The sequence below is a fragment of the Marinobacter sp. NP-4(2019) genome (assembly GCF_003994855.1).
GTDB lineage: Bacteria > Pseudomonadota > Gammaproteobacteria > Pseudomonadales > Oleiphilaceae > Marinobacter.
Genome location: NZ_CP034142.1, coordinates 4,215,643 through 4,230,026 on the forward strand (window position 1 = coordinate 4,215,643; position 14,384 = coordinate 4,230,026).

At 55.3% G+C, this 14,384-nt stretch carries 18 protein-coding genes; 15 read left to right on the forward strand and 3 right to left on the reverse strand.

What is annotated here, in order from left to right:
- Positions 1-45: 45 nt before the first annotated feature.
- Positions 46-900, forward strand: a complete 855-nt coding sequence (gene hslO / locus EHN06_RS19190) for an Hsp33 family molecular chaperone HslO (protein WP_127334082.1) — start codon at positions 46-48, stop codon at positions 898-900.
- A gap of 174 nt (positions 901-1,074) precedes the next feature.
- Positions 1,075-2,607 (forward strand): phosphoenolpyruvate carboxykinase, encoded by a 1,533-nt coding sequence (locus tag EHN06_RS19195; RefSeq protein WP_127334083.1) that lies wholly within the window; start codon positions 1,075-1,077, stop codon positions 2,605-2,607.
- Between the two features lie 76 nt (positions 2,608-2,683).
- Here EHN06_RS19195 and EHN06_RS19200 read toward each other — a convergent pair whose 3' ends face one another.
- The gene (locus EHN06_RS19200) at positions 2,684-3,745 is read right to left on the reverse strand and encodes a DUF6670 family protein (RefSeq protein WP_127334084.1); all 1,062 of its coding nucleotides are present in this window, start codon (positions 3,743-3,745) and stop codon (positions 2,684-2,686) included.
- Between the two features lie 650 nt (positions 3,746-4,395).
- On the opposite strand from EHN06_RS19200, the gene EHN06_RS19205 reads away from it, so the two are divergent.
- Positions 4,396-4,764, forward strand: a complete 369-nt coding sequence (locus EHN06_RS19205) for a DUF3703 domain-containing protein (RefSeq protein WP_127334085.1) — start codon at positions 4,396-4,398, stop codon at positions 4,762-4,764.
- A gap of 8 nt (positions 4,765-4,772) precedes the next feature.
- Complete coding sequence (locus EHN06_RS19210) at positions 4,773-5,087, forward strand: antibiotic biosynthesis monooxygenase family protein (protein WP_228257358.1); 315 nt, start codon at positions 4,773-4,775, stop codon at positions 5,085-5,087.
- Positions 5,088-5,331: 244 nt separating this feature from the next.
- Here the strand turns inward: EHN06_RS19210 and EHN06_RS19215 are convergent, their stop codons facing one another.
- Entirely contained in the window at positions 5,332-6,108 is a 777-nt protein-coding gene (locus EHN06_RS19215) for a 3,4-dioxygenase subunit beta (RefSeq protein WP_127334087.1), read from the reverse strand.
- Positions 6,109-6,209: 101 nt separating this feature from the next.
- On the opposite strand from EHN06_RS19215, the gene EHN06_RS19220 reads away from it, so the two are divergent.
- The 6 genes from EHN06_RS19220 to EHN06_RS19245 all read left to right on the forward strand — a co-directional run bounded on the left by EHN06_RS19220 (position 6,210) and on the right by EHN06_RS19245 (position 10,731).
- Positions 6,210-7,190, forward strand: a complete 981-nt coding sequence (locus EHN06_RS19220; RefSeq protein WP_164735633.1) for a Gfo/Idh/MocA family protein — start codon at positions 6,210-6,212, stop codon at positions 7,188-7,190.
- An 11-nt stretch (positions 7,191-7,201) separates the two neighbouring features.
- A complete protein-coding gene (locus tag EHN06_RS19225) occupies positions 7,202-7,696 on the forward strand; it encodes a hypothetical protein (RefSeq protein WP_127334089.1) in 495 nt (164 codons plus the stop codon).
- Between the two features lie 167 nt (positions 7,697-7,863).
- A complete protein-coding gene (locus EHN06_RS19230; protein WP_127334090.1) occupies positions 7,864-8,457 on the forward strand; it encodes a TetR/AcrR family transcriptional regulator in 594 nt (197 codons plus the stop codon).
- Entirely contained in the window at positions 8,457-8,744 is a 288-nt protein-coding gene (locus EHN06_RS19235) for a YciI family protein (protein ID WP_127334091.1), read from the forward strand. Before EHN06_RS19230 ends, EHN06_RS19235 begins: the two co-directional genes overlap by 1 nt.
- Positions 8,745-9,102: 358 nt before the next feature.
- Positions 9,103-9,708 (forward strand): class I SAM-dependent methyltransferase, encoded by a 606-nt coding sequence (locus tag EHN06_RS19240; RefSeq protein ID WP_127334092.1) that lies wholly within the window; start codon positions 9,103-9,105, stop codon positions 9,706-9,708.
- 201 nt (positions 9,709-9,909) lie between these two features.
- Positions 9,910-10,731: a methyltransferase domain-containing protein gene (locus tag EHN06_RS19245; protein ID WP_127334093.1), complete on the forward strand. Its 822-nt coding sequence runs from the start codon at positions 9,910-9,912 to the stop codon at positions 10,729-10,731.
- A gap of 102 nt (positions 10,732-10,833) precedes the next feature.
- Here EHN06_RS19245 and EHN06_RS19250 read toward each other — a convergent pair whose 3' ends face one another.
- Entirely contained in the window at positions 10,834-11,397 is a 564-nt protein-coding gene (locus EHN06_RS19250; protein WP_164735634.1) for a carboxymuconolactone decarboxylase family protein, read from the reverse strand.
- 76 nt (positions 11,398-11,473) lie between these two features.
- Here EHN06_RS19250 and EHN06_RS19255 point away from each other — a divergent pair, with 76 nt between their 5' ends.
- The 5 genes from EHN06_RS19255 to EHN06_RS19275 all read left to right on the forward strand — a co-directional run bounded on the left by EHN06_RS19255 (position 11,474) and on the right by EHN06_RS19275 (position 14,324).
- Entirely contained in the window at positions 11,474-11,803 is a 330-nt protein-coding gene (locus EHN06_RS19255; RefSeq protein WP_206075692.1) for a winged helix-turn-helix transcriptional regulator, read from the forward strand.
- Positions 11,804-11,968: 165 nt separating this feature from the next.
- On the forward strand, positions 11,969-12,673 hold the full coding sequence (locus EHN06_RS19260) for a hypothetical protein (protein WP_127334095.1): 705 nt from the start codon (positions 11,969-11,971) through the stop codon (positions 12,671-12,673).
- Between the two features lie 138 nt (positions 12,674-12,811).
- Complete coding sequence (locus EHN06_RS19265; RefSeq protein WP_127334096.1) at positions 12,812-13,222, forward strand: VOC family protein; 411 nt, start codon at positions 12,812-12,814, stop codon at positions 13,220-13,222.
- A 79-nt stretch (positions 13,223-13,301) separates the two neighbouring features.
- Positions 13,302-13,976, forward strand: a complete 675-nt coding sequence (locus EHN06_RS19270) for a DUF899 domain-containing protein (RefSeq protein WP_206075693.1) — start codon at positions 13,302-13,304, stop codon at positions 13,974-13,976.
- A 15-nt stretch (positions 13,977-13,991) separates the two neighbouring features.
- Positions 13,992-14,324 carry a YnfA family protein gene (locus tag EHN06_RS19275; RefSeq protein ID WP_127334097.1) on the forward strand — a complete coding sequence of 111 codons (333 nt, stop codon included), beginning with the start codon at positions 13,992-13,994 and terminating at the stop codon, positions 14,322-14,324.
- Positions 14,325-14,384 lie beyond the last annotated feature (60 nt).

A 14,384-nucleotide genomic window follows, 5' to 3' on the forward strand; every position in this document is an offset into this window, starting at 1 on the left:
CACTGCCCGTTTACGACACTATTTTCTTCAGGAGACATTATCACCATGGCATCCCGGGACCAGTTCCAGCGATTTATTTTCGAGCACAGCCAGGTTCGTGGTGCCTGGGTGCAACTCGGTGATAGCTACCGCGAAATCGTCAGCCAGGCCCCCTACCCTGACACCGTACGCCAGCTGCTGGGGGAATCCCTGGTGGCCAGCGTACTGATGAGCAGCACCCTGAAATTTCAGGGCACGTTATCCCTGCAGGCCCAGGGCGAAGGTCCGCTGCGCACCTTGATGGCCGAGTGCAGTCACGATCGCAAAATCCGCGGCCTGGCCCGTTTCGACGAACACGCGGTGATGGAAGACGGCTTCCACGACCTGCTGGGCCAGGGCCGCATGGCCATCACCATCACCCCGGACCAGGGCCAGCGCTACCAGGGCGTGGTGCCCCGGGAAGCCGACACCCTGGCGGGCTGCCTGGAAGAATATTTCCAGCGTTCGGAACAACTGGCTACCAGCCTGCTTATCTTTGCCAACGAAGACCGCTGCGCCGGTCTCCTGCTGCAGCGCCTGCCAGGCGCCAGCGACCATGATGACGATCTGTGGAACCGGATCAACCACCTGGCCCGCACCGTGGAAGCGGAAGAGCTGCTGGAACTGGACAGCGAAACCCTGCTGCACCGCCTGTTCCACGAAGAGACCGTGCGCGTGTTTGACGCCGAACCGGTCAGCTTTCACTGTAGCTGTTCACGGGAACGGACCCTGGGCGCCCTGGAAGGAATTGGCCAGGAAGAGTGCTACAGCATCCTCGAAGAACAGGGCAGCATCGAAATGGATTGCCAGTTCTGTCATGCTCACTATCGCTTCGATAGGAATGATATTGATCATCTTTTCACCGGCCATACGTTACACTGAGGCCGGAATCAATTAGCCCCAACGCCAGTATTGGCGCGGCTTTTGGGGCAGTCGTTTTTTACCGGCGTCTCTGGCATAATAGCGCGCCTGAATTGACCCGATTGCTCAGATTTCCGTCAATTTTTAAGGGGGCGGCCTGAGCAATCTTGAAGACACCCCGAGGGCGAGGTCGAAGTGAGTAACACTTATAATGATCTGAGTTCAGCACGACTGGTCGAGCTGGCACTGGAAAGACGTGAAGGCCAACTGGCATCCAACGGTTCACTGGTCGTCCGCACCGGCGAACGCACCGGCCGTTCCCCGATGGACCGCTTTATCGTCGAGGAGCCCAGCACGGCTGACGATATCCACTGGGGGCCGATCAACCGTCCATTCGACGCTGACAAGTTCGATGCTCTCTGGGATCGTGTTGAAGCCTACATCGCGGAAAAAGACCGCTTTGTCTCCAACGTGCACGTCGGCTCCGACCCCGAACACTACCTGCCGGTGAAAATGACCACCGAAACCGCCTGGCAGAACCTGTTCGGCCGCAATCTGTTCATCCGCCCGGACAGCTTCAACCCGGCCGACAAGCAGGAATGGCAGATCCTCAACGCCGCCAACTTCCAGTGCGTGCCCGAGCGTGACGGCACCAACAGCGATGGCTGCGTGATCATCAACTTCGCCAAGCGCAAGGTACTGCTGGCCGGCATGCACTACGCCGGAGAAATGAAAAAGGCGATGTTCTCGGTCCAGAACTTCCTGCTGCCGGAGAAAGACGTACTGCCAATGCACTGCTCCGCCAACGTCGGCGAAGACGGCGAAACCTGCCTGTTCTTCGGTCTGTCCGGCACCGGCAAGACCACCCTGTCCGCCGACCCCGAGCGTTTCCTGATCGGTGATGACGAGCACGGCTGGGGGCCCGGCACTGTCTTCAACATCGAAGGTGGCTGCTACGCCAAGTGCATCGACCTGAGCCAGAAGAATGAACCGATTATCTGGGACGCCATCCGCTTCGGCGCCATCGTCGAAAACGTGATGATCGACCCGGAAACCCGCGAGCCGGACTACACCGACGTCTCCCTCACCGAAAATTCACGCTGCGCCTACCCGCTGGAGCACGTTGAGAAGCGGGTGATCGAGAACCGCGCCGGCGAGCCGTCCCACATCGTCTTCCTGACCTGCGACATGACTGGCGTACTGCCGCCCGTGTCCATCCTCAGCAAGGAAGCCGCGGCCTACCACTTCCTGAGTGGCTACACCGCGCTGGTGGGCTCCACTGAAATGGGCTCCTCCTCCAAGCTGAAGTCCACCTTCTCCACCTGCTTCGGCGCACCGTTCTTCCCGCGTCCGGCCGGCGTTTATGCCGAACTGCTGATGAAGCGCATGGAAGAATTCGGCAGCAAGGTCTTCCTGGTCAACACCGGCTGGACCGGTGGCTCCTACGGAGTCGGCGAGCGCTTCAGCATCCCGACCACCCGCGCCATCATCAGCGCCATCCAGAACGGCGACCTGGACGACGCCCAGACCGAGCACCTGCCCACCCTGAACCTGAGTGTGCCGGTTGAGGTTCCAGGCGTAGACAGCAACCTGCTAAACCCGCGCAACACCTGGGCCAGCGAAGCAGACTACGACGCCAAGGCCGCCGAACTGATCGGCCAGTTCGTCGAGAACTTCAAGAAGTTTGATGTTTCCGACGCGATTGTAGAGGCCGGGCCAAAGTTGTAAGCCCGCCAGCTACTGAGAAAGCGCCCTGCTGTTTGAGCACGGCGCTTTTTTTGTGGCTTGTGAGAGCTCCGCCCCCTTAATGATTCGGCCTGCGATCGATAAACTCCAGGTAGCCCTGGCCCGATACCGGCTCGCCTTTGACAACCCCGTCAAACCCATACCAGCTGGTGTACCCGGCTCCCAGGCCATATTCATACTTACCTTTTACGGTGCAATCCAACGACAGCAGCTCGTTACCCTCATTATCCTCGGCATACCAGCGGAAACACCGCGGCAGATCCATGGAGAAGCCATCCGGCGTTATCGAAGGCTCCTGCTGGAACTCGGTCACGGTGAAGTCGACGTTACGGGTGTAGACCTCCCCCAGATCGTTCAGGCTGCGGATATAGACGGATTTCTGGAGAGGAAAGTCGCCCGGCAGAAGCACCGCCACCAGCAGGATCTGTGTCGACTCGTCCAGATTGATGATCTGATAGGTGAAGTAGGTGAGCGGAATCTTGTGAGCCACGGGAAAAGAGCGCCCGGGCAGACTGTATGCGCCAACGCCAACAGCATACTCGAAGGTACACAGCCCGCTGACCTCCGTTTTCTCACCGTCGTGATCGATAGTACCAGTGTAGCGGCTGAGTAGGCTCCAATGATCGTACAGACCGGGAATATGGGCAAAGTGGGAAACACAATCCGTGGCTTCGAGTGCGAGCTGAATGGTGGTGTCCGGCAGCGTACGGGTGACTGTCCAGTGCGGGTAGCAGCCCTCGATCACCAGGTCATGACCGAAGCGAAGACGGGTGCCGTCAGGTGAAAACGCGCACTCCTGCTCAATGCTAAAACTGCGGAACTGCCCGGCCGGCAATGACGCCATCGTCGATAGCAGGTAGGCAGTATCCTGGGGTGTCGTTTTTACCGCGAAATCGTTATCAAACACTGTGGCGCCCGGCGTGCCTACAATCGACAGCACATTGAAGGTGTGATGAGGCGCCGGAAAATCCGGAACCATGACCCCGTAATGCACCCAACTACGTTTGCGCCCTTCCGGGGGCGCAAGGCTTGTAGCCGGATCAAATGGTTTGCCATTCAACCGGAATGAATGGTTTAAGAGATTGGGAGAACGCTCCAGCAGTCGCTTGACGATGCTCATGGTATTGGGACTCAAATGTGGTTGTGGGCACTATACGGAGATGGTTTTCCGGTAAGTTTCTATTCCTCACACTACAGCGGCACTGAAGTCAGTGAAAGCGATGCCATGCTGCAATTCGGGCCGAAGCTGTAAGCCCACCACTACCCTAACAGCGCCCTGCTCTTTGAGCATCGCGCTTTTTGCACCTTATGTTTGAGTGCGTGAAAAGAAGAGGTCACGCGATTACATGGTGGCGGGGTAAGTAATGAGCTAAGCTTTTGTTTTATCAAATTTTAGCTAGAGCCCTGACCAGCTAGGAAATCGGAATAATGAAGCGGTCACGTTTTTGCAATATCGATGCGGCCTATCTAATGCTGTTTGGGCAGACCTCAGTAAGGTGCAATGAACCCAAAGGCCCAAGATCTCAATAATTGAGATAATTATAACTGTATATTCAACCAGCATTCTACGAACTGAGATCTGGACCACGAAACAAAATAAGGGAGATCGTTGTTGAACGCTTTTTCAGCTACCCTCGGAGACTCACAGGTGCGTCACAAGACGCGGCTTGAGTACGACACCTGTGAGTCTCCGAGGGTACGCCATTCATCATCGATCGCGTTGCTCGCGCTCGTGAGTTCCGAACGTTATACCCCTTCGAGGAGGGTTTCATGAAACGTAATTTTTCCCACCGAGTAGCTCCCTACGTCGAGGAGGAGCTGGCGAATTCCATACAGGCAAGGTCAGCTGGTGATACTCGGCAAGAATTTTCCCACCTGGAACGGGCGCATGTGATTGGCCAGGAATCGACATATTGGCACGTTAAAGTCCATGTTTTGATGCTGGTATGGGCTGCAAGAAACCACTCAGCCCGTGAAGCGCTGGGCCAGATCGTCCGGATTATTGGCGCTGCGACAAAAACTGTCTTCGGGCTAGTACCACAAGGCAACACTGGTGGTGCCAATATAAGCCCGTTCAAAAGAATGCCAATTGCACCTGAGTTGGCCACTTTGATTCAAAAGGCCAAGTCCGGTGTATAACCATCTATATGAGAAGGGGGAGCAAAGTGATTCGAGTAGTTTACCGTTGGAGAGTAAAGGAAGAGAGCTTTGCAAACTTCAAAGAGGTGTGGAGTCGTACTACGAACAACATACACGAGACTGTGCCAGGAGCGCTGGGAAGCTTCATGCTTCGTAGTCCCGAAGATAAAACGGAAGTTCTGACAGTAGCGAAGTGGGATTCGGTAGAAAGTTGGAAGGCCTTCTGGGTGGCAGAGAACCCCTCTGAGATGGTCGGTATGCGGGAGATAGGTGAGCGCATTTCAGTCACGGTATACGATGAAGTCGACGACTTTACGCGGTAACGCAAGGAGTGACTCGACAAAAATCGTTTACATAACACATAACCATCTATATGACCTCCCTAAGTCAAGGGACGCTACTGACGCAGCGTCCCTGACGGCCCGGAAATCACGCTCGAGGATGTCAACGATGAGCGTACCGTTTACCTCGTTGATGAGGAGGTGGCCGATACTCCCGAACAACTCAGAAAATGGATCAAAGCTAACTTTCGTCCCCTGTTTTATTGTGAATCCAGTGGCGGCAATGCTACACCCCAACCACGATCGATCCCTCATAGCCACTTGCAGGATCCCCCGACAATTCAAGTAGCTGGCCCAAGAAACCGTCCCTGAATAGCCAGTCTTCGTCATTGGTTGTTTCGCGAGCAGCCTTACTGTCTTTGTATGCACTGGACGAAGCGTAGACTTTGCTTGTCTTGGCGTCATCAAACGCAAACTGCGTTGTTCTAAGTGTGGTATTGAAACCTTCGTCCCTGTAGATACGAGCATGAAAATGGGTCGCTCGGCCGGGGTAGCGTCCCGGATAGATTGTCGTAAATGTCACTTGCCCGTTGGGGTCGGTCACCTGCACGCCACGCAGGAAAGTATTGCCTGCCTGGTCATTTTGGCCCATTCCGGCATACGCCGAATAAGCACCGTCGGCGTTGCAATGCCAGAGGTAGATCGCGGCGCCAACCATCGGAGCACAGTTGTTGGAAACGTCGACCACGCTCATCTTCAGTATGAACGCCACCCCGGGCTGCACGTTGCTGCCATCCAGGTTCGAGCGAATATCGCTGCGAAACACGGCTGGGCTGGTCAGTACATTTGGACCGTTGGAACCGTCTGCCTCAAAGGGGCCGCCGGTTTCGCTGTTGATAAGCTGACAGGAGGCGTCGCTACCCAGTTGGCGGGCTTCCGCATGGCTGCCACGCCCGGGAAGCATTACAGCAGCGCCAGCGGCGACGAGATAGCCGAGGGCTTTCCTTCGTGACACCAGCTGCCGAAAGCGCTCGATCTGGTTTTCAGTCCGTTGCATAGTCATATGCGTTGCCCTCGTGTATCGCTAGTATCAGTATAGGTCAGTATCGTTTAGCGATGCCGGCTTCGTACACGAACTGGAGCTTTGACAGAGTAGTGACAACTATGGATTTCAATTGGGGACTTCTAGGGCCAGGACGGATCGCCGGGAAATTTGCTCAGGCGATGCAAGCCGAGGGCGTTGGTACGCTCAAAGCCGTTGCCAGCCGTAATGCTGATCGTGGTCGCGCGTTTGCCGATGATCATCAGATCGAAACCGCCTACGACGATTATGAAAAGCTGTACCAGGATGACAGCCTGGATGCCATCTACATTGCCACCCCGCATAATTTTCATCTCGAACAGGCGCTGGCGGCGATAGCCTGCGGCAAACACCTTCTGGTTGAAAAACCTCTGACGGTCACCGCTGCCGATTCCGAGCGTCTGTTCGCGGCCGCCCGGGCCAAAGGGGTGTTTGTGATGGAGGCAATGTGGTCGCTGTTCCTGCCCGCTTATCAACAGGCCAACGCCTGGCTTGCCCAGGAAAAAATAGGTGACGTCAGCGGTGTGCGATCCTCCTTTGGTTTTGTTGTGCCACGCAAACCGGATGACCGCCTGTTGAACCCGGGGCTGGCCGGCGGCGTTTTGCTGGATATGGGGATCTATACCGTCGCTACGTCGCAGTGGTTCATGCAGGCTGATCCCGAAACTATCGTTTCTCAGGTCCGCCTGGGGCCAACCGGGGTCGATGAAACCTGCGCCATCCAGTTGCATTATCCCAATGGCAGAGTCAGCCAGTTGCTTTGCAGTTTCGAAAACAAATACGACAATGAATTGACCGTTTTTGGGAGCAAAGGACGCATCGTTATTCCCAGCAATTTCTGGCAGGCGGAGAAGATCAGCCTGGTTGGCAATGACAATAGTGTGCAGACGGTTGATTGTCCGTTCGAGGTCAACGGCTTTGAGTATCAGATCCGGCATGTGGTCAGATGCATCGCAGAGGGAAAGCCTGAAAGCGACCTTATGACCCAAGAACGCTCCCTGGCCAGCCAGCGCATTATGGATGTGGTTCGCCGTGAGGCCGGCCTGCTCACCGGGAATTCGTAAGGAAGGAATGCATGCCTGATGTGCTCGGGTACTTAAAAGAAAGGTATGACGAAGAGCAAGCCCGATTCGCGCAGCTTGAGGAGAAATGCTCGAGGCTTCTGACTCTGCTTTCTATTCTTATTGCTGCTCTTGGCTCCTTCGCTATCGTTAAGTCTCCTTTAGTTTTACCCCCAACGTCTGAAATCCAGTGGATCGCGGTCATAGTTTTTGCCGGAGCGACCCTGTCGCTTATCTGTGCTTGGGGGCATACGCTTCTGGCGCTAAAGATAGAGCATCGTCCAACAATGCCCAGCAGTGCTGAAACAGCGGCTTATCTCAAAGAAAGCAGTGAAGAGGAAAGTAATCAGCATCTGTTTAATTGTTATGTTGATACATTGGAGAAATTGGCCGGGGTGATAAATCGGAAGGCCAAGAATGTTGAGTTGGCATACAGTGAGCTCACCATATCTGCCTGGCTTTTGGGAATATGGGCAGTTCTACTGGTTATCAGAGAGTTTGTATCATGAGTTATCCGAAAGGTCAGCCAAGATGGCTCCGGGATATGTGACACGGATGCCACCCCCTCCCCAACCAACCTTCTTGTCACTGTGCTTGACCTATTAGGTCGCTTGTCCTATTTTTCACTTAGGACAGTCGTCCTATTGAGTTCGGCAGAATGTTCGGGAATGCGTCGATGGCTAACAAGCAGACAAGAAACCAGATCGTGGATGCCGCGGACCAGCTGTTCTACGAACAGGGCTTCGAGCACACTTCCTTCTCACAAATTGCAGAAGCTGTTGGTATTTCACGGGGCAATTTCTATTACCACTTCAAATCCAAAGACGAAATTCTTGATGCCGTAATCAGTCTTCGCCTGTCCCGCACGAACGCAATGCTGGATAGCTGGGAGATCGAGGGAGACACACCCGCTAGCCGAATTCGCTGCTTTATCAATATCCTGGTTATGAACCGAGCCAAGATAAAACACTATGGCTGCCCGGTCGGTACTCTCTGTACCGAACTTGCCAAGCTGGATCATCCAAGCAAAGACAATGCTAACGAGTTATTTACGCTATTCAGAACCTGGTTGCGACGACAGTTTGAGCAGCTTGGCCGTCTCAATGATGCTGATGAATTGGCCATGCACCTCTTGGCGTTTAGCCAGGGAGTGGCGACGTTAGCCAGCGCCTTTCAGGATGAAGGATTCATCAGAAGCGAGGTCAGTCGTCTCAATGACTGGCTGGCCTCAGTTGACAGTACAAACAATACACATTCGGAGGTGCTTTGATGTTTGTCGTGATTTTGCGGTTTTCTGAAAATAAGAGCCAGGCAGGTGCATTCATGGAAGGACACAATCAATGGATAAGAAAAGGCTTTGAAGACGGCATTTTTCTGATGGTCGGCAGTCTCCAGCCGGGCCTTGGCGGTTCGGTGATTGCTCATGGCGTATCGCGAGAGGCCCTCGAGGGTCGTGTTAGCGAAGACCCGTTTGTGGCTGAAAATATTGTGACCGCAGAAATACTTGAAATTGAACCAAAGAAGGCCGATGAACGGCTGAGCTTTCTTCTCGACTGACAGCGTGGAAACTTACGAACAACTCTACTATCAAAGGTCCTGATGGCAAGCGCCCCGCTGACAATGTCAACGGACACCGAGATCACCCGCATATTAGTGGCGGACGGCTTCCGGAAGGGGGATTGAAAGCACGGCGGGAAATCACTGTTGGTGCTGGAAAAGCAACTTTTTGAGCTATTTCTCAGTTTGTGGCGGGGACACATATGCCCTGAGCTTGCTTGGCCATGGGGTGACCGATGGCGCAATGGACATGCTGGAGCTTAACCTCCCCAAGCCCCAAAGGGTGAAGAGTCCTGTTGCGGTTTTGGGCGCTAAAAACGCACCAGAACCCAGACGCTGAACAGCGAAGGAGAAGCCCATGAACTGGAAATTCTCTTACGCCATCGGCTTTCATCCCTGGGAGGATACCGACCAGGCGTTTTTTCAATCCCTGTCATCGCTCCTCGAACTGGAGGAACAGGGCCGTGAACCGCCCTATGGGCGTGCGCTGGATATCGGCACGGGCAGCGCCATCTGGGGCATCGAGCTGGCCAAGCGGGGCTGGGAGGTCACTGGCGTGGACGTCGTGGAGAAGGCCCTGGAGCGGGGGCGCGAGCGAGTCCGTGCCGCCGGTGTGCAGATGGAGCTTGTGCAGGGAGACGTGACCCGGCTTTCAAAAGCTGAAGTGGGCTCCGGCTTCCGGCTCATCCTGGACACCGGCACTTTCCATGACCTCGACACAGAGCAGCAGCAAGGGATGGCCCGCAGCGTGGACGCCCTGGCCACTGAGGATGCGACCGTGATTTTGCTTTGCTGGCCACGGCGCATTCGCCCGTTGATCCGGGGCGTGAAGCAAGAAGAAATCGAAGCTGCCTTTGCAGGTTGGCAGATCACCGACGTGAAGCCGTCCTTCTTCAAACTGCCGACACCTCTGGAATGGGTGCTGCGCCCGGACGAGCACTGGTACCGTCTGCGCCGTGCATGAGCTGACAGGCAAGCCGATGCCACAGGGCGATACCGGTAGGGTCAACGCTGAACCGGAATAAAGAAACGGTTGAGACGAAACCCTATTCTTTGACTATCTTTGGGTTAAGGACTCGCTTGAATGCCACAGCGATATTGAGGCTTCGCCTTCATTATCCCGCCCGCGTGTCCTGTTGGTGCTAGATCGACAAGGGGCACTACAATGACTTCCATTGATCCCTTTGGTAGAACCGACAAGTTAGACGAGGCCATGCTTGAGGCCCTCGTGGTACGATTTGAGGCCCGAGGCAAACATCCATTGTTCGCCGGGATGCTTCGGGAATATCTCGATGCCATGCATATCGACAGCGCGGGTACCATTCTTGATATGGGTTGCGGTACGGGATTGGTAGCTCGCGCTATCGCGAGTCGCCCTGAATTCTCCGGACGTGTCATCGGTATCGATATCAGCTCCCACCTTGTGACTGCTGCAGAGCGCCTCGCGCATGAGGAAGGTATTGCTGAACGCGTGGAATTTCGAATTGGGGACACCCGCACTCTCGAAGACGCCGATGCAACCTTCGACGCCGTTGTTGCGCATACCTTGCTGAGCCATGTCGAAGAGCCGTTGTCCGTCGTAACGGAAGCCGCCCGCGTTTTAAGGCCTGGTGGAATGCTGGGCATCTTCGATGGAGACTACGCCTCGCTGACGTTTGGTCATCAGGATCCCGACAAAGGGAAGGCATATGACGAAGCACTCATCAGTGCCGTGGTCACGAATCCCCACGTTATGCGCCAGATGCCTCGGCTGTTATCACAGGCCGGGTTGACGCTTGTTACCTCATTCGCTCATGTACTGTCCGAAGTTGGTACGGCGGACTTCTGGTCATCGGCAATTGAAGCGTATCGAAGGTTGATACCGAAGACCGGCGTAATGACCAAAGAGGAAACGGACGTGTGGGCGGAAGGTCTACACAGTGATTCCCAAAAGGGCGTCTTTTTCGGGAGTAGCAACTACTATAGTTATGTCGCCAGGCGTCCTTGAGCGCCATGCTGGCAAACTGTCGCCTGACACATTAATTATGAGCCTTCTCCCCTGGCGGTCGCCCGCAGAGCTGTAAGGATTAGTTATGCCCAACCCAATTGGTCAATCATCCTCACTCAGCGCTGATGGAAATCGTACCCCAAAAGGTTCGCCCTCAATTTCGGCCATATTCGCAACAAAGCTGACCGTATGGTAATTCCCGCAGAGGGCGAAGATTTCAAGTTGTTGTTCGGCCGTGAACAGGCTTTGAAACCGGTCCCGTGTTTCGGGGCTCAAGCACGCTGAATTGCAGAGCTCGTCAACAGCCAACAGCAATGTGCTTTCCTCGGCATTCCAGCATGCGGCATCAGGCGTCCCGAGTCGGGTCGCTTTGATCTGTTCCTCGGTAAACCGCACATGTTCAGCGAATCCCGCTACGTGAACACCCCATTCGTACTCGCAGTCATTATTCGCGCAGGTTCTCAGAATCACCAGTTCCCTGTGTCGCATTGTGAGGGGGCTGTCGCGATCCAGCAGGTCCAGAACGCCCTTACGGAGAAAGCGCGGGCTGTTGGCAAAAACGCGAAACAGCTTCAGAAGGTAGCCATTTGGCTTCGGGTAGCGAGACAGCAATGTTTCCACTTCGTGGGTATAGGGTGGTTCTACGGTGTAAAGTCGGTTCGCCATGATCATCGACCTCTAATCGCTACGCTTTGTGTAGCAATTAATGTATGCTACTATTTAAGTAGCGTCAAGAGAGGTAATGATGACAACCAAAAAGCCCGGAAACCCGGTCAGAGGTTCGACCACAGGTCGTCCGATCATGGTTCTCATGGATGTACTCGGGCAGCGCTGGGCGCTGCGCATTCTCTGGGAACTGAGAGGGGAACGACTGACGTTCCGCCAGCTCCAGGAACGCTGTGATCGGATTTCACCTACCGTGCTGAACCGTCGACTCAAGGAGTTGCGGGAGCTTGATCTGATTGACCATGACGGTAACGGCTTTGGATTTACTGATCAGGGTGAAGAACTGGGTCAACACCTGCTTGCACTGAATGACTACGCCCAGCGCTGGGCGGACAGAGCCCAGTAGACCAGGTAGTAAATACATGCTTCTGGCTGACGCTGTTCCCACCTGACTCGCGGGACTGACTACAAATATTGTGCTCTCAAGCCAAGGGATTGGCGTTGGTTCACCACTACCATGCCCAAACCGACCCGTCCGCTTCCGACGAACACAGGCTGCACCACCAGAACCATGACTCCAGAACACCCACAAACCTCGCTGATCACCTCCATTATAGAAGAACAGGCACCCCAGGAAGTCCTGCAACTCGGCCTGGGTGATTTTGACCTGACGCTGTCGGTCTGCCGTGCGCTTCATACCCTGGAAAATTCAGCACTGACGCTGCTCACCCTCAACCTTCTTCAGCATTCTGAGTTTCTGAAAGAGACCCGGAAACGGAACGTGGAAACGGTGATGGATCTGGTGGAACTGAACCGAACGCCCGCCGATGAGGTGCTTCCGGATTTCTACTTCCAGAACCGAGCCATCAACCTGGCCATCATTAACGAAGTGGGCCCATTCGATCAGGCACTGGTAGCCATTTACTACGTCGACAAGATGCTCGTGTCCCGGGGCACCCTCATCCTCAACAATGCCGACACACCGATGATGAGAAAGCTATGCCGTTACCTGGTGACTGAGCGTGAATACACGCTTCAGCGAGCCTTCGGCGGTGTAAAGAACGGGTCCTTCCTCACCCGATTACTTCGCCGCCAATTCAACAAGGCCCCCGGGGTTGTGAAGAACGCCGTCACGACACTCATTAACCCCGACCTGCTCATGCTTGATGATGATCCTGGCCTTCAGGGTTCGGTGATCGTCCTGACAAGGCGCGCGGAGGAAGGTGAGATCGATATGGATTTCGATACCCTGCTGGAATCCATAATGAGCGAGTAAGTCGCGTTCAGTGCGACACCGGGAATGCCAAGAGACAGTCCGCGACCGCATGGCGATGCACCGGGCGATGGACTAGGCTTTGGAGTTATCATTTCAGGCAATGCGGTGATTGAGAATGGCGATATTCAGGGAGGAACCATGAAACCACGAATCAGTATGATCACCTTGGGTGTGAGTGATCTTCAGCGTTCGATCAGGTTCTACGAGCAGGGATTGGGCCTTCCCAGAATGGACTCTCCGCCAGAGGTGGCCTTTTTCACCCTGAACGGTACCTGGCTCGGCCTGTACGGGCATGACGCGCTGGCGGACGATGCGCTGGTGTCGGGGCGTTCAGAAGGGTTTGCGGGGTTCAGCCTGGCCCACAATGTGAGTTCGGAGCAGGAGGTGGATCAGGTCATGGATCAGGCGGTTGCCGCCGGTGCCGTTGTCACCAAACCGGCCCAGAAGACGGATTGGGGTGGCTATGCCGGCTACTTTTCCGATCCCGACGGTTATCTCTGGGAAATCGCCCATAACCCATTGTTCTGGGTAGGACCTTCGGATGAGTAGCTGACCCCATAGGCGATTGTCGAATTTCACCTCCCTCATTCGACTATGAAGTGCACCTCAAACAGAAGGAGCTCATATCATGTCGACTAACAAGATTGCTCTTCCAAAGGTCGGTACGCTCGAAGACTGGCACGAGGCCCGCCAGGCACTCCTCGTCAAGGAAAAGGAACTGACCCACGCCCAGGATGCTCTGGCCGCCGAGCGCCGAAGATTGCCGATGGTCCCTGTCGAAGACCACTTCACCTTTACCGGACCAGAGGGTGAGGTTTCGCTGGTCGACCTGTTTCACGGCCGCCGGCAACTCATCGTTTACTGCGCCATGCTGGAACCCGGCGCTGCGCCCTGCCCGGGCTGTTCGATGGTCATGGACAACATTGGCCACAATATCTCGCACGTCAACGCCCGGGACACCACCTTTGTGTTCACATCCCCGGCGCCGCAGGATGAAATCATTGCCCTGCAGAAGCGGATGGGCTGGGACACGCCCTGGTACACGGATCACGGCCGCCGCTTCGCCGATGCTTTCGATGTGGGAAAACGGTTTGCGGTTAACGTGTTCATTCGGGATGATAACAACCGCGTGTACCGCACCTACTTCACCACGGATCGCGGGGCTGAGCTGTTCGACACCAACTTCCGGTTGCTGGACCTGACACCCTATGGCCGTCAGGAAACCTGGGAAGATTCACCCGAGGGATGGCCACAGAGCCCGCCGTTTGAATGGTGGCGTTTGCACGACGAATACGACACTTAACCAGGGATCTCCGATTTGCCCGAACTAAAGACTGCCGGCCTGTTTTTTATCACGGCGATTGCTGAAATTGTTGGCTGTTACCTGCCGTACCTCTGGCTACGTGAGGGCAAGACCATCTGGCTTCTGGTGCCGGGGGCGTTAAGCCTGGCCGCTTTTGCCTGGCTACTGTCACTACACCCGACCGCCGCTGGCCGGGTGTATGCGGCGTACGGCGGCGTCTATATTTTTACCGCCATCCTGTGGCTGTGGGCGGTGGACGGCATTCGGCCAACGGTCTGGGATTTCGTGGGTTCATCGGTGGCCATTCTGGGTATGGCGATCATTATGTTTGCACCGCGTAATGTCTGAATCGTCGGGGCAGGTTTGCTCAACACCTCCCGTGGCCCTTTTTGCCAAACCGGTGTGACG

What these genes read in the sequence shown, in the direction of transcription:
- hslO (WP_127334082.1), top strand. Translation starts at nt 46, where the DNA reads ATGGCATCCCGGGACCAGTTCCAGCGATTTATTTTCGAGCACAGCCAG.
- EHN06_RS19200 (WP_127334084.1), bottom strand. Translation starts at nt 3,745, where the DNA reads ATGAGCATCGTCAAGCGACTGCTGGAGCGTTCTCCCAATCTCTTAAAC.
- EHN06_RS19205 (WP_127334085.1), top strand. Translation starts at nt 4,396, where the DNA reads ATGAAACGTAATTTTTCCCACCGAGTAGCTCCCTACGTCGAGGAGGAG.
- EHN06_RS19210 (WP_228257358.1), top strand. Translation starts at nt 4,773, where the DNA reads ATGAGAAGGGGGAGCAAAGTGATTCGAGTAGTTTACCGTTGGAGAGTA.
- EHN06_RS19215 (WP_127334087.1), bottom strand. Translation starts at nt 6,108, where the DNA reads ATGACTATGCAACGGACTGAAAACCAGATCGAGCGCTTTCGGCAGCTG.
- EHN06_RS19220 (WP_164735633.1), top strand. Translation starts at nt 6,210, where the DNA reads ATGGATTTCAATTGGGGACTTCTAGGGCCAGGACGGATCGCCGGGAAA.
- EHN06_RS19225 (WP_127334089.1), top strand. Translation starts at nt 7,202, where the DNA reads ATGCCTGATGTGCTCGGGTACTTAAAAGAAAGGTATGACGAAGAGCAA.
- EHN06_RS19230 (WP_127334090.1), top strand. Translation starts at nt 7,864, where the DNA reads ATGGCTAACAAGCAGACAAGAAACCAGATCGTGGATGCCGCGGACCAG.
- EHN06_RS19235 (WP_127334091.1), top strand. Translation starts at nt 8,457, where the DNA reads ATGTTTGTCGTGATTTTGCGGTTTTCTGAAAATAAGAGCCAGGCAGGT.
- EHN06_RS19240 (WP_127334092.1), top strand. Translation starts at nt 9,103, where the DNA reads ATGAACTGGAAATTCTCTTACGCCATCGGCTTTCATCCCTGGGAGGAT.
- EHN06_RS19245 (WP_127334093.1), top strand. Translation starts at nt 9,910, where the DNA reads ATGACTTCCATTGATCCCTTTGGTAGAACCGACAAGTTAGACGAGGCC.
- EHN06_RS19250 (WP_164735634.1), bottom strand. Translation starts at nt 11,397, where the DNA reads ATGGCGAACCGACTTTACACCGTAGAACCACCCTATACCCACGAAGTG.
- EHN06_RS19255 (WP_206075692.1), top strand. Translation starts at nt 11,474, where the DNA reads ATGATGACAACCAAAAAGCCCGGAAACCCGGTCAGAGGTTCGACCACA.
- EHN06_RS19260 (WP_127334095.1), top strand. Translation starts at nt 11,969, where the DNA reads ATGACTCCAGAACACCCACAAACCTCGCTGATCACCTCCATTATAGAA.
- EHN06_RS19265 (WP_127334096.1), top strand. Translation starts at nt 12,812, where the DNA reads ATGAAACCACGAATCAGTATGATCACCTTGGGTGTGAGTGATCTTCAG.
- EHN06_RS19270 (WP_206075693.1), top strand. Translation starts at nt 13,302, where the DNA reads ATGTCGACTAACAAGATTGCTCTTCCAAAGGTCGGTACGCTCGAAGAC.